At 71.4% G+C, this 14,281-nt stretch carries 11 protein-coding genes; all 11 read left to right on the top strand.

All coding sequences use genetic code 11. The annotated features are described in order from the left end of the window. Positions 1-370 precede the first annotated feature (370 nt). The 11 genes from mraZ to murC all read left to right on the top strand — a co-directional run bounded on the left by mraZ (position 371) and on the right by murC (position 13,980). Positions 371-802 (top strand): division/cell wall cluster transcriptional repressor MraZ, encoded by a 432-nt coding sequence (gene mraZ / locus ACH0A8_RS16240; RefSeq protein WP_058729729.1) that lies wholly within the window; start codon positions 371-373, stop codon positions 800-802. 108 nt (positions 803-910) lie between these two features. Further along, entirely contained in the window at positions 911-1,867 is a 957-nt protein-coding gene (gene rsmH / locus ACH0A8_RS16235) for a 16S rRNA (cytosine(1402)-N(4))-methyltransferase RsmH (protein WP_066653737.1), read from the top strand. A gap of 1 nt (position 1,868) precedes the next feature. Further along, positions 1,869-2,615: a hypothetical protein gene (locus ACH0A8_RS16230; protein WP_406907567.1), complete on the top strand. Its 747-nt coding sequence runs from the start codon at positions 1,869-1,871 to the stop codon at positions 2,613-2,615. A 49-nt stretch (positions 2,616-2,664) separates the two neighbouring features. Further along, positions 2,665-4,434, top strand: a complete 1,770-nt coding sequence (locus tag ACH0A8_RS16225) for a peptidoglycan D,D-transpeptidase FtsI family protein (RefSeq protein ID WP_406907566.1) — start codon at positions 2,665-2,667, stop codon at positions 4,432-4,434. 14 nt (positions 4,435-4,448) lie between these two features. Next, positions 4,449-6,074: a Mur ligase family protein gene (locus ACH0A8_RS16220; protein ID WP_406907565.1), complete on the top strand. Its 1,626-nt coding sequence runs from the start codon at positions 4,449-4,451 to the stop codon at positions 6,072-6,074. After that, the gene (gene murF, locus ACH0A8_RS16215; RefSeq protein WP_406907564.1) at positions 6,071-7,567 is read left to right on the top strand and encodes a UDP-N-acetylmuramoyl-tripeptide--D-alanyl-D-alanine ligase; all 1,497 of its coding nucleotides are present in this window, start codon (positions 6,071-6,073) and stop codon (positions 7,565-7,567) included. The genes ACH0A8_RS16220 and murF overlap by 4 nt, the downstream gene beginning before the upstream one ends. Continuing rightward, positions 7,564-8,667, top strand: a complete 1,104-nt coding sequence (gene mraY / locus ACH0A8_RS16210; RefSeq protein WP_066653744.1) for a phospho-N-acetylmuramoyl-pentapeptide-transferase — start codon at positions 7,564-7,566, stop codon at positions 8,665-8,667. Before murF ends, mraY begins: the two co-directional genes overlap by 4 nt. Beyond that, on the top strand, positions 8,657-10,186 hold the full coding sequence (murD, locus tag ACH0A8_RS16205; protein ID WP_406907563.1) for a UDP-N-acetylmuramoyl-L-alanine--D-glutamate ligase: 1,530 nt from the start codon (positions 8,657-8,659) through the stop codon (positions 10,184-10,186). The genes mraY and murD overlap by 11 nt, the downstream gene beginning before the upstream one ends. Then, entirely contained in the window at positions 10,155-11,459 is a 1,305-nt protein-coding gene (gene ftsW / locus ACH0A8_RS16200; RefSeq protein ID WP_406907562.1) for a putative lipid II flippase FtsW, read from the top strand. The genes murD and ftsW overlap by 32 nt, the downstream gene beginning before the upstream one ends. After that, on the top strand, positions 11,456-12,556 hold the full coding sequence (locus tag ACH0A8_RS16195; RefSeq protein WP_066653751.1) for a glycosyltransferase: 1,101 nt from the start codon (positions 11,456-11,458) through the stop codon (positions 12,554-12,556). Before ftsW ends, ACH0A8_RS16195 begins: the two co-directional genes overlap by 4 nt. Beyond that, positions 12,553-13,980 carry a UDP-N-acetylmuramate--L-alanine ligase gene (gene murC / locus ACH0A8_RS16190; RefSeq protein WP_066653754.1) on the top strand — a complete coding sequence of 476 codons (1,428 nt, stop codon included), beginning with the start codon at positions 12,553-12,555 and terminating at the stop codon, positions 13,978-13,980. The genes ACH0A8_RS16195 and murC overlap by 4 nt, the downstream gene beginning before the upstream one ends. Positions 13,981-14,281 lie beyond the last annotated feature (301 nt).

The raw sequence follows: 14,281 nt of genomic DNA, 5'->3' as shown, positions 1-14,281 counted from the left end.
CGGCGCGACGGCGCGACGGCGCGAGGGGCGCGAGGGGCGCGACGTGCGCCACGGGCGCGATGGGGCGATGGGCGTGAGCACGCATCGGACGGGAGGCGCGGGGCGGTCGTGCGCCGAGCCTCCCGTCCGGCGCGCCCTCGGCTGCTCCCGAGCCTGCGAATGTCCTCCACTTCCCTCCACCCCCTTCACTCCGCTCCACGTCCGCGTGCTTCCGGGGAAGTGACTCGCAGAGAGGCGAGCTACGAGCTCCGGTGACCACCCCAGATCGGGGGATCGGGGCAGATTCGGGAGCGCCGACCGTTCCGCGGGGAGCGAAGTGGAGTAAAGTGGGGATCACGACGGTCCGGTGGAGCGGAGGGGAGGCCCCGACGTGCTGCTCGGTACCCATGCCCCGAAGCTGGACGAGAAGGGTCGCGTGATCCTCCCCGCCAAGTTCCGGGACGAACTGTCCGGCGGACTCGTGATGACCCGTGGGCAGGAGCGCTGCGTCGTCGTCTTCAGTGCGGACACGTTCGAGCAACTGCACGAACGGATCCGGACGGCTCCGATGACGTCGAAGCGCACCCGGGACTACATGCGCCTGTTCCTCTCCGGAGCGAGCGCGGAGACCCCGGACAAGCAGAACCGCGTGACGATCCCGCAGAACCTCCGTGAGTACGCGGGGCTCGAACGGGACCTCACGGTCATCGGCAGCGGTGACCGTGCCGAGATCTGGTCGACCCCCGCGTGGGAGGCCTACTACGCCGAGGTCGAAGAGGGCTTCGCCGACAACGACGAGGAGGTGATCCCGGGGATCTTCTGATCCGCGGATCGGGACTCCCAGCCGTGGTGCCCTGACACACCTTCCCCGGTGTCAGGTCGCATGGATGGGGATCCGGGTGCGTGGCCCAGACGGTCACAGGGGCTGCACATGGCCGAAGACCAGCCGAAGTTCCCGCACACGCCGGTGATGCTCCAGCGCATCGTCGACCTGTTCGTCCCGGCCCTCGACGGCCCGGGCAAGGTCGTCGTCGACGCGACCCTCGGCATGGGCGGCCACTCCGAGGCGCTGCTCGAACGGTTCCCGGAGCTCACGCTCATCGGGCTCGACCGCGACACCGACGCCCTCGGCATCGCGGGGGAGCGGCTCGCTCGCTTCGGCGACCGCGTGCGCCTCGTCCACACCGTGTACGACGGGATCGTCGACGCGGTCGAGGGCGAGGGCTTCCGTCAGGTCGACGGCGTGCTGTTCGACCTCGGCGTCAGCTCGCTGCAGCTCGACCGTGCCGAGCGCGGGTTCGCCTACAGCCAAGACGCCCCGCTCGACATGCGCATGGACCGGACCGAGGGGCAGACCGCCGCCGACGTCCTCGCGACCTACGACGAGGGCGAGCTGCGCCGGATCTTCCAGCGGTACGGCGAGGAGAAGCTCGCCGGCCGGTACGCCCGCGCGATCGTCGAGCGTCGCACCGAGCGCCCGTTCGAGATGTCGGGTGACCTCGTCCAGGTGCTGCACGACGCGACACCCGTGGCCGTGCAGCGGCAGGGGCACCCGGCCAAGCGCGTGTTCCAGGCGCTCCGCATCGAGGTCAACGCCGAGCTCGCCGTGCTCGAGCGGGCGATCCCCGCCGCGCTCGACGTGATCGCGGTCGGTGGTCGGATCGTCGTCGAGTCGTACCAGTCGCTCGAGGACCGCCTCGTGAAGCGGGCACTGGTCGAGCGCACGACCTCGAGCGCCCCGGCAGGACTACCCGTCGAGCTGCCGGAGCACGCTCCCACCTACTCCCTCGTCGTCAAGGGCGCGGAACTGGCCGACGAGGCCGAACGCGCCGCCAACCCCCGAGCCATCCCCGTGCGCCTGCGCGCGGCTGAGCGGATCCGGAAGTGACATGAGCACGAACCTCGCACTCGTCGACCCCGTCGGCGCACCGACCCGTGCCCCGCACCCACCGCGCCGGGAGCGACCCGAGCTCGTCGAGGTCGCGCCGTCCAGGGCGCAGCGCCGGGCACGGCCGAAGATCGCCTACGCGGTGGTCGGCGTCGTGTCGCTCGGTGTGCTGCTCCTCGCGCAGCTCGGCATCAGCATGGTGCTGAGCCAGGGGGCGTACACGCTGGACTCGCTCGGCGCCGAGCAGACGGGGCTCTCCCGGACGCAGCAGTCGCTGTCCGAGGAGCTCCGTGTGCTCGACTCGCCGCAGAACCTGGCGCGCAACGCCAAGGCGCTGGGGATGATCGCGAACTCCACCCCGGTGTACCTCGACCCGAAGACCGGCCACGTGTACGGCACGCCGACCCCGGCGGCCCCCGACGAGGCGACCGCGAGCGGCGACAACCAGGTGCCGAACGCGCTCCTCGACCCGGTCCCGCTCGCCGCCGGCCCGGACGCGTCCGCCGGCGGGGCGAGCACGACCGACGGTGCCGCCGGCACCGGTGCGACCCCGGCCGACGGCACCACGAGCACGACCGGCGGCAGCACGGACACCAGCGCGGGCGGGACGTCGGCGGCCGGTGCCCAGCAGGGCGCTGCGACGGCCGACACTGAGAAGAGCGCAGGCACCAGCGAGTCGGGACGGACCGGCTCGACCACCGACGTAGAGTCCGACGCGAACCCGCTCCAGGCACCCACCACCCGGTGACCTGCGGGCGGGATCAGACTGCCGCACCACCCGGGAAGGACCGCACCGCGTGACGAAGACGATCCGCAACCCTCGACTGCGCTACAGCGTGGTGATCATCGCCGTGATCGCCCTCGTCGCGGTCTTCGTGATCCGACTGGTCGACATCCAGGTGGTGCAGGCAGCGGCGCTGAACGAGGCGTCGAAGGCGAAGCGGAGCATCCCGGTCACCATCTACGGCAACCGCGGTGCGATCGTCGACCGCAACGGCACCGAACTCGCGGAGAGCGTCAACCGCTACAACATCGTCACCTCGCCACGACTCGTCGCGGGCTTCGACGGCAAGCTCGGTGGCGAGCGCACGAAGAAGGTCTCGGTGGACGACGCCCTGCAGGCGTTGGCGAAGGCGTCCGGCGGTGACGTGCAGGCGATGCAGAAGGCGATCGCCGCCGACCCGAAGTCGGACTTCGCCTACCTGGTCAAGGGGCTCGACGTGAAGCACTACGAGGCGGTCGTCGCCCTCGGCATCCCGTGGGTCTACAAGGAGCAGCAGTCCGCCCGCGTCTACCCGATGGGTGCCACCGGCGGTGCGCTGACCGGGTTCATGGGCACCGACGGCGCCCAGGCCGGCCTCGAGTACTCGTACGACCAGTGCCTCGCGGGCAAGAACGGCTCGGAGACGTACGAGCGCGGCGAGGACGGCGTGCAGCTCCCCGGGAGCACCCGGACGACGGAGCAGGCCAAGGACGGCGGCACGCTCGAGACCACCATCGACAGCGACCTGCAGTACATGGCGCAGCAGACCATCGCGTCGGCGGCGCAGTCGCTGCAGGCGGAGTCCGCGACCGCGACCGTCGTGGACGTCAAGACCGGTGAGCTCCTCGCCGTCGCCGACTGGCCCACCGTGGACCCGAACGACGTCGACGCGACCACGGACAAGGGTGCGTACGGCTCCCGTGCGCTGACCTCGACCTACGAGCCCGGTTCGACCATCAAGGCGGCGATCGCGGCCGCGCTCATCGACCAGGGCAAGTCGAGCCCGACCGACCGAGCGGTGGTGCCGTACTCGCGGTCCTTCCCGTGGGGCGGCAAGATCCAGGACTCCGAGCTCCACCCGACCGAGAACCTGACGCTGACCGGCATCCTGCAGAACTCCTCGAACGTCGGCATCACCGAGCTCGGCGAGCGGCTGTCGACCCAGCAGCGGTACGACTACATGAAGAAGTTCGGCCTGTTCGAGCCCGAGTCGGCGATCCAGTACCCCGGCCAGCCGGGCATGCAGTACGGCGCGAGCCCGGACTGGGACCAGCAGACGAACATCAACTCGATGTTCGGGCAGGGCATCTCGACGACCGCCGTCCAGGTCGCGAGCGTGTTCCAGACCCTCGCCAACCAGGGTGTCCGGATCCCGCTCCACATGGTGAAGGGCTGCAAGACCTCCGACGGCAAGGTGATCGACGCGCCCGACGTGCAGGGCACGCGCGTCGTGTCCGCTGCGGCAGCCGACCAGACCGTCAAGATGCTGCAGAGCGTGGTCACGGGCGGCACGCTCGTCGGGATGAAGCCGATCTCCGGCTACAACATCGCGGCGAAGACCGGTACCGCCGAGGTCGCCGAGGGCGGGAAGGGCTACGGCGGCCAGCGCATCACCTCGGTGGCCGGAATGGCACCCGCCGAGGACCCCCAGTATGTTGTCACGGTGACGTTCACGAAGCCGCAGACCAACAAGTGGTCCAGCGGAGCGGCTCCGGCGTTCCGCACTCTCATGTCCCAGGTGCTCGAGAAGTACCGAGTAGCCCCCTCCACGGCCGAGGCGCAGCTGTACCCGTCCACGTGGTGAGGAAGAAGGAGCACTTGTCCGCACGGATCCCCCCGGTCCTCCGACCCGAACACCCGACCCCGAGGAGCGTCGCCGAACTCGCGAACGCGTTCGGCATGCGCGTGGTCGGCTCCGTCGACGCCGTCGAGACGACGGGCGTCACGCTGAGCGCTGCCGAGGTGCAGCCGGGTGACCTGTTCGTCGGCGTGCACGGCGCGAACCGACACGGCGCCCAGTTCGCGACCGAGGCCGCCGAGCGCGGTGCCGTCGCGGTGCTGACCGACGCCGACGGCGTCGCACTCGCCGAGCCCTCCGGCCTGCCGGTGCTGGTGGTCGAGGACCCGCGCGCCGCGCTCGGCGACGTCTCGGCGTGGGTCTACCGCACCCACCCGGACGAGGCCACCGACCTGCCGCAGCTCTTCGCGACGACGGGCACGAACGGCAAGACCAGCACGTCGTACATCCTCGAGGGCATCCTCAAGCAGCTCGGCCTGGTCACCGGCCTCAGCTCGACCGCGGAGCGCCACATCGGCTCGCTCAGCGTGACGAGCCGCCTGACCACCCCCGAGGCGAGCGAGATGCACGCGCTCCTCGCCCGCATGCGCGAGTCCGAGGTCCGTGCCGTCGCCGTCGAGGTCAGCGCCCAGGCCCTGAGCCGCCACCGTGTCGACGGCATCGTGTTCGACGTCGCCGGGTTCACGAACCTCTCCCACGACCACCTCGACGACTACGCCGACATGGAGGAGTACTACCAGGCGAAGCTCCCGCTGTTCCAGCCCGAGCACGCCCGTCGCGGCGTCGTCTCGCTGGACACCGACTGGGGGTACCGCGTGGTGCAGGACTCCCGCATCCCCGTCACGACGATCACGGTGCACCCCGAGGTCGAGGCCGAGTGGCACGTCGACATCGTCGAGGCGCACGCCGCCTACACCGAGTTCCGCCTCACCGGACCCGAGGGGCGTGAGCTCACGACCCGTGTGCCGCTCATCGGCTGGCACATGGCGGCCAACGCGGCGCTCGCGATCGTGATGCTCGTCGAGGGCGGGTTCGAGCTCGGCGCCATCGCGCACGCCCTCGGCTCGAACCACCGGCACTACGCGGACGAGACCGACGAGCAGCCGGTCAGCGCCATCGAGTGCTACCTGCCCGGTCGGACCGAGCGGGTGTCGGGGGACGCCGGCCCGAGCGTCTACGTCGACTTCGGGCACAGCGCCGACGCCTTCGAGAACACGCTGGCGGCCGTCCGGCAGTTCACGCCGGGCAAGGTCCTCATGCTCTTCGGCGCCGACGGCGACCGCGACACGACGAAGCGCGGCGACATGGCGCGCGTCGCCGCCGCGGGGAGCGACATCCTCGTCGTCACCGACCACCACCCGCGCTTCGAGGACGCCGCGTCCATCCGGAAGACCCTGGTCGACGCCGCGCGCGAGGCCTACCCGGACCACGAGACGTACGAGGTCAGCCCGCCGGAGGCGGCGATCCGCACGGCCGTGAGCCTGGTCGGCGACGGAGACTCGATCCTCTGGGCCGGCCCCGGCCACCAGGACTACCGCGACATCGCGGGCGTCCGGACGCCCTACTCGGCGCGTGACGAGGCCCGGCAGGCACTGCGCGAAGCCGGCTGGGAGCCGAACTCCGGCCCGGCGGAGGAGACCCGATGATCGCCCTGACCCTCGCCGAGATCGCCGCCGCGATCGGCGGCGAGGTCGTCAGCGGTGCCCCGGAGCAGGTCGTCGACGGCAGCGTCGAGACCGACTCGCGCCTCGTCGACACCGGCAGCGTGTTCTTCGCGCTGCTCGGGGAGGAGACCGACGGCCACCGCTTCGTGCCGAACGCGGTCGAGGCCGGTTCGGCCCTGGTCGTGACCGAGCGCGCCGTCGACCTGCCCGACGGCGCCGGCACCGCGCAGGTCGTCGTGTCCGACGGCTACGCCGCCCTCGCCGCCCTCGCGCACGAGGTCGTGGCGCGGGTCCGTGCCTCGAGCGCCCACCGCGTCGACGAGCAGGGACGGCCGGCGCCGCTGCGCGTCGTCGGCATCACCGGCTCGAACGGCAAGACGAGCACCAAGAACATGCTGCGCACGATCCTCGAGCAGCACGGTGCGACCGTGGCGCCGCAGGGATCGTTCAACAACCACGTCGGCGCCCCCGTCTCGATGCTCCGCATCACCCACGACACGCGGTTCCTCGTCGTGGAGATGGGTGCCAGCGGCAAGGGGCACATCGCCAAGCTCGTCGCGATCGCCGAGCCGGACGTCGGTGTCGTCCTGAAGGTCGGGCTCGCGCACGCCGGCGAGTTCGGCGGGATCGAGGCGACCCAGCGCGCGAAGTCGGAGATGGTCACCGACCTGCCCGCCACCGCGACCGCACTGCTCAACGTGGACGACGACCGCGTCGCGTCCATGCGTGCCCTCACCGACGCGACCGTCGTCGGCTTCGGCACGTCGGCCGGCGCGGACTACCGCGTCTCCGGCATCGAGACGGACCGCAGCGGTACGCGCTTCACGCTCACCGCGCCTCCCGTCCCGGCCGAGGCCGCCGCGGACCGTCCTGGAGGCACGTCCCCGGTCCCGCAGACCGTCGACGTCCGCCTCGCCATCCTCGGCGAGCACCACGCGATGAACGCGTCGGCCGCCCTCACCGTCGCCCACCTGTGGGGCGTCCCGCTCGCCGCCGGCGCCGAGGCGCTCGCGTCGATGACGCGGGCCGAGCGCTGGCGCATGGAGCTCCTCCAGGGCGGACCGGAGGGCGTGACCGTCATCAACGACGCCTACAACGCGTCGCCGGACTCGACGGCCGCCGCACTCCGCACCCTGGCGCAGGTCGTGCGTCCGGGGGAGCGCTCCGTCGCCGTGCTCGGCGAGATGGCGGAGCTCGGGGAGTTCTCGACGGAGGAGCACGACCGCATCGGTCGGCTCGTCGTCCGTCTCGGCATCGGACAGCTCGTGGTCGTCGGACCCGGCGCCGCGCCGATCCACCAGGCCGCCACCCTCGAGGGATCGTGGGACGGCGAGTCCGTGTACATCGAGGACGTCGACGCAGCCGTCCACGCCCTGCAGGAGATGGTCCGCCCCGGCGACGTCGTCCTCGTCAAGTCCTCGAAGTCCGCCGAACTGCGATTCCTCGGCGACCGCCTCGGAGGTGTCACCGAATGATCGCGCTCCTCGTCGCCGGCGCCGTGGCGCTGGTGTTCACACTGCTGCTCACACCGCTCTTCATCAAGCTGTTCCACCGCCTCGGCTGGGGACAGTTCATCCGTGACGACGGCCCGCAGTCGCACCACACCAAGCGCGGCACCGCCACCATGGGCGGCATCGTCCTGATCATCGGCGCGGTGCTCGGCTACTTCGTCGGACACCTGGTGGGCCGCGACTCGGTCACGCTGTCCGGGCTGCTCGTGCTCTTCCTCATGGTCGGGCTCGGGTTCGTCGGGTTCATCGACGACTTCCTCAAGGTCCGTCGGCAGCGGAGCCTCGGTCTCGGCGGCTGGGCGAAGGTCCTGGGGCAGGTCATCGTCGGCGTCGTGTTCGCGACGATCGCCCTCGTGGTGCCGACCGGCAACGGCAAGCCCCCGGCATCGACGATGATCTCCGCGATCCGCGACGTCCCGTGGTTGGACTTCATGGTCCTCGGAACCGTCATCGGGACGATCCTGTACCTCGCGTGGATCGTGCTGCTGACGGTGTCCACGTCGAACGGCGTGAACGTCGCCGACGGGCTGGACGGCCTCGCCACCGGCTCGAGCATCCTGGCGATCGGGTCGTACGTCATCATCGGCTTCTGGCAGTCGAACCAGATCTGCGGCGGCGTCCGACTCGACGAGAGCACCGCGCACGCCTGCTACAGCACGTCCGACCCGCTCGACCTCGCGGTCGTCGCGGCCGCGGTCTGCGGTGGCCTCATCGGGTTCCTCTGGTACAACACCTCGCCGGCGCAGATCTTCCTCGGCGACACCGGCTCGCTCGGCCTCGGCGGAGCGCTGGCCGGCCTGGCGATCCTCAGCCGCACCGAGCTGCTGCTGATCCTCATCGGTGGCCTGTTCTTCATCGTGACCGGCTCGGTCATCCTGCAGCGCGCCTACTTCAAGATCACCCACGGCAAGCGCATCTTCCGGATGAGCCCGCTGCACCACCACTTCGAGCTGAAGGGGTGGGCCGAGGTGACCGTCGTCGTCCGGTTCTGGATCATCGCGGGGCTCTGCGTCGCGGCCGGTGTCGGGCTCTTCTACCTGGAGTGGATCGCCCGTGTCGGCTGACGCCCGCCTCGAAGGACTCGACAGCTGGTACGCCGAGGGCTGGAAGGGGCTGCGGGTCGCCGTGCTCGGCCTCGGCTCGACCGGCTTCTCCGTCGCCGACACGCTCGTGGAGCTCGGCAGCGACGTGGTCGTCCTCGCGCCGGACGGACCCGCCGACACCGTGGAGCTGCTCGACGTGATCGGCGCCCGGTTCGAGCGCACGTCGCTCGACACCGTGCCGGCCGCCCTCCTGGAGCAGGCCCCGGACGTCGTCGTCGTGTCGCCCGGTCTGCCGCCGCACAACGCCACGGTCCGCTGGGCGGTCGAGCACAGCACCGTGTGGGGGGACATCGAGCTCGCCTGGCGCGTGCGCGACAAGGTCGTCCGTGGCCCGATCGCCGTACCGTGGGTGACCATCACGGGAACGAACGGCAAGACCACGACGACGCAGCTGACGACCGCGATGTTCGCGGCCGCCGGGCTCCGCGCGGTCGCCTGCGGGAACATCGGCGTACCGGTGCTCGACGTCGTCCGTGACCCGGAGGGCTTCGACGTGCTGGTCGTCGAGCTCTCGAGCCACCAGCTGCACTACATGCCCACCTCGGGCGACGGTGCCGTCGTGCCGCTCGCGAGCACCTGCCTCAACATCGCGGACGACCACCTCGAGTGGCACGGGTCCGCCGAGGCGTACCGCGCGGCGAAGGCCAAGGTCTACGAGCGCACCGTGATGGCCTGCGTCTACAACACCTCGGACGAGGCGACCCGTCGCATGGTCGAGGGCGCCGACGTGGTCGAGGGATGCCGTGCCGTGGGCTTCACGCCCGGGGTCCCCGCGCCGGGCGACGTCGGGATCGTGGACGACGTGCTCTGCGACCGCGCCTTCACCGAGGACCGGCGCAACAGCGCGCTCGAGTTCGCCACCGTGGCGGACCTCGAGCAGGCCGGGCTCGCCAGTCCGCACATGACCATGAACGTCCTCGCCGCGGCCGCCCTCGCGCGTGCTGCCGCCGTCGAGCCCGCGCACATCCGCGCTGCCGTGCAGGGCTTCCGCGCCGACCACCACCGGACCGAGCACGTCGCGACGGCGGACGGCGTCGCCTGGGTCGACGACTCGAAGGCGACCAACCCGCACGCCGCCACGGCATCGCTGGCATCGTTCGAGACCGTCGTCTGGATCGTCGGCGGGCAGTTCAAGGGCGTCGACATCGACGGCCTCGTCGAGCGCTTCGGCCCCACGGCCCGAGCGGTCGTCGTCATCGGGACGGACCGCACACCGGTGCTCGAGGCATTCGCGCGACACGCGCCGACGGTCCCGGTCCTGCAGGTCGAGGCGACGGACACTGATCACGTCATGCCCGAGGCGGTCCGGCATGCCGCATCGGTCGCACGACCGGGCGACACGGTCCTCCTCGCCCCCGCGGCGGCGTCGTTCGACCAGTTCGGTTCGTACGCGGACCGGGGGCGCCGGTTCGCGGCGGCGGTCCACGAACACCTGGGAGGCACAGCCGATGGCGACCACGGATCTCCCGAGCGGCCGTAGCGGCGGCCGCACGACGGGCAGCACCGGACACACGGGAACCGCGTCCGCGGGCGGCGAGCACGCCGGTTCGCAGCGCCGTGCGCGGGGCGCCGTCGTCGCGGTCAAGAACGTCTTCGTCGCCGAGTCGAGCACCTTCTACACGATCCTGGGCGTCACGCTCTTCCTCGTCGTGTTCGGCGTCGTGATGGTGCTGTCGTCGTCGAGCGTCGAGCAGTACGCCGCCACCCACGACTTCTTCGGCGCAGCGTCCAAGCAGGGGCTGTACGCGGTGCTCGGCGTCCCGCTCATGCTCGTCGCGAGCCGCGTCCCCGCGCGTCTCTGGCGGAAGTGGGCGATGCGGATCCTCGCCGCGGCGCTGGTCCTGCAGCTGCTCGTCTACACGCCGCTCGGCATCGAGATCCAGGGCAACCGGAACTGGATCAAGCTCGGCTCGTTCAGCGCCCAGCCGTCCGAGGCCGTCAAGCTCGGCATCGCCCTGGCCGTCGGCGCGATCATCTACGTGAAGCGTGACCGGCTGCGGGAGTGGAAGGAACTGTTCGTGCCGGTCGGCATCGCGACGGTGCTGCCGCTCGGGATGGTGCTGCTCGGCGGTGACCAGGGAACCGCGATGATCATGCTGGTCCTGCTGCTCGGTGCGCTCTTCATCGGGGGCGCGCGGGCGAAGCACCTGCTCGTCATCCTCGGGGCGGTCGCCGTCGTGCTGCCGTTCGTCACGATGGCGTCGGCCTCGCGGCAGTACCGCATCAACGCGTGGCTCTCCGGCTGCACCGACTCGAACCAGTACCAGGACCTCTGCTGGCAGCCCGTGCACGGCATGTGGGCCCTGGCGTCCGGTGGCGTGTTCGGCGTCGGCCTGGGCAACTCGAAGGCGAAGTGGTCGTGGCTGCCCGAGGCGGACAACGACTACATCTTCGCGATCATCGGCGAGGAACTCGGGCTCATCGGCGCCGTGGTCGTGCTGGCGCTGTTCATCGTCCTCGCGGTCAGCATGATCAAGGTCATCCGCCAGTCGGACGACCCGTTCGTCCGGACGGTCACGGGCGCGATCCTCGCCTGGATCATCGGGCAGGCGCTCGTCAACATCGCGGTGGTGCTCGGCCTGCTGCCGGTCCTCGGCGTGCCGCTGCCGCTCATCTCGGCCGGAGGATCGGCCCTCATCATGACCCTCGTGGCGATCGGCGTCGTGCTGTCCTTCGCCCGCGAACTGCCCGGCAAGGGCCGGACCGCGGCACCGCGCGCCGGCTCCGCACCACAGAACGGAGTGCTCCGGTGAGCACCTACCTCTTCGCCGGCGGTGGCACCGCCGGACACGTCAACCCGCTGCTCGCGGTCGCCGACCGGCTGACCGAACAGGACCCGGACGCCCGCGTGCTCGTCCTCGGCACCGCCGAGGGGCTCGAGTCGCGACTCGTGCCGATGCGCGGTTACGAGCTGTTGACGATCCCGCGCCTGCCCTTCCCGCGCCGGCTCGACGCCCGGGCGCTCCGGTTCCCCGGCGGCTTCCTCGGTGCGGTCCGACGCACCGAGCGCTTCATCCGCGAGCACGACGTCGAGGTCGTCCTGGGCGTCGGCGGCTACGCGGCGGCGCCGGCGTACATCGCTGCGAAGCGGACCGGGACGCCGATCGTCGTGCACGAGCAGAACGCCAAGCCCGGGCTCGCGAACCGGCTCGCCGCCCTGCTGACCCGGCACGTGGGCCTGACGTTCTCGAACACCCACCTGCGCCACGGACGCGTGGTCGGGATGCCGCTCCGCAGGGAGGTCGAGACGCTCGACCGCCGTGCCGCGCGGGCCGAGGGCCTGGCCGAGTTCGGCCTCGACGCGGACCGCCCGGTGCTGCTCGTCACGGGCGGCTCGTCCGGTGCGCGGAGCATCAACACGACGGTGAACCGCTCGGCGACGGCGATCGTCGACGCCGGGTGGCAGGTCCTGCACGTCGTCGGCGGCAAGTCGGACATCGGACCGAGCGACCTCGACGGCTACCACGTCCTGCCGTACTGCGACCGCATGGACCTGGCCTACGCCGCGTCCGACTTCGTCGTGTCCCGCTCGGGTGCCGGCATGGTGTGCGAGCTGACGGCCGTCGGGTTGCCGAGCGTGCTCGTACCGTACCCGGTCGGCAACGGCGAGCAGCGGCACAACGCGGCGGACGTCGTCGGCGCCGGGGGAGCGGTGCTCGTCGACGACGCGGCGTTCACGGACGAGTGGGTGACGTTCCAGCTGCTGCCGATCCTGCGTGACCGTGCGCGGATCGCCGACATGGCCGTCCGAGCCGGCAGCGTCGGACACCGCGACGGGGCGGACCGGATGACGGCCCTCGTACGCGAGGCCGCGCAGCGCACCAGCACCAGCACCACGGAGGAACGATGACCATCAAGCCGGACCTGACCCAGCCGATCCCGGACGACCTCGGCACGGTCCACTTCGTCGGCATCGGCGGCTCCGGGATGAGCGGCATCGCGCGGATGTTCCTGGCCGCCGGGCACCGGGTCACGGGCAGCGACTCCCGCGAGACCGCGACGACCGGCACGATGCGCGACCTCGGTGCCGAGGTGCACATCGGCCACGACGCCGCGAACCTCGCCGACGCCGACACCGTGGTGGTCACGAGCGCGCTGTGGCCGGACAACCCCGAGCTCCTCGAGGCGCAGCGTCGCGGGCTCCCGGTGCTGCACCGGTCCCAGGCCCTCGCCGCGCTGATCGCCGAGCACCGCCTCGTCGCGGTCGCGGGCGCGCACGGCAAGACCACCTCGACGGGCATGATCGTGACCGCCATGGTCGAGCTCGGTCTCGACCCGAGCTTCGTCAACGGCGGCGTCATCCAGTCGCTCGGCACGAGTTCGGCCCCCGGTGGCAGCGACCTGTTCGTCGTCGAGGCGGACGAGTCCGACGGGTCCTTCCTGCTCTACGACGTCGCGGTCGCGCTCATCACGAACGTGGACGCCGACCACCTCGACCACTACGGCAGCGAGCAGGCCTTCATCGACGCCTTCGTCGAGTTCGCCGCGAAGGCGAGCGAGCGCATCGTCGTGTCGAGCGACGACGCGGGCGCGAAGCGCGTCACCGAGGGCGTGCGGGCACGCGAGCACGCGCCCGAGGTCGTCACGTTCGGCGAGGCCGCCGACGCCGACGTCCGCATCGAGCGCATCGTCGAGGCGGCGAGCGTCGAGGTCGACCTCCGCGCCGGCGGGGAACAGCACCACATGACGCTCCGGGTGCCCGGCCGCCACAACGCCGTCAACGCGGTGGGCGCCTTCGCGGTGCTCACCGGGCTGGGTGTCGCACCCGCCGACGCGATCCGGGGGATCGAGGCGTTCGGCGGCACCGAGCGTCGCTTCGAGCTGCACGGTGTCGAGCGCGGGGTCTCGGTGTACGACGACTACGCGCACCACCCGACGGAGGTCGCGGCCGCGCTCCGCGCAGCACGCAACGTCGTCGGCGACGGTCGGATCATCGCGATCCACCAGCCGCACCTGTACTCGCGCACGCGGCTCATGGCCGGCGACTTCGCCCGCGTCTACGAGGAGCTGGCCGACCACACGGTCGTGCTCGACGTGTACGGCGCCCGTGAGGACCCGGAGCCCGGCGTCACGGGCGCCCTCGTGCAGGAGCGCTTCGTCGACCAGTCCAGGGTCGAGTTCCTGCCGGACTGGGACGACGCCGCCGCCCGCGCGGCCGAGGTCGCCCGCGACGGTGACATCGTCATGACGCTCAGCTGCGGCGACGTCTACCGGATCATCCCGCAGGTGCTCGGCGCGCTGCGGCACGACGGCGACGGGGACCGCGCGCAGTGAAGCGTCCCGAGGGCTTCGACGGGCGTCCGGAGGAACCGGAGGCCCCGGCCGACGGTGCCCGCGCCCCGCGGCAGCGCCGTGGTCCCCTGACGTCGCGTCGACCGGCACGCGGCGCGGCGGCGGACGGCCGGGAGGCGCGACCCACCACCGCCCCGCCGGCCCCCGTCGACGAGCCGGTCGCCCCCACCGCCGGTCTCGTATACACATCTGACGCTGCCGACGACTCCACTAATGTGGAGTTCAGGGTGTTCGACCGTTCGCTTTAAGGAGCGGGGGCCTGGGGCGCGGCGGGGGGGCGGGG

The sequence above is a fragment of the Curtobacterium sp. 179-B 9B NHS genome (genome assembly GCF_045370965.1).
GTDB lineage: Bacteria > Actinomycetota > Actinomycetes > Actinomycetales > Microbacteriaceae > Curtobacterium.
Note: the sequence above shows the minus strand (reverse complement) of the source record. Positions and strands in the feature narration are given on the sequence as shown.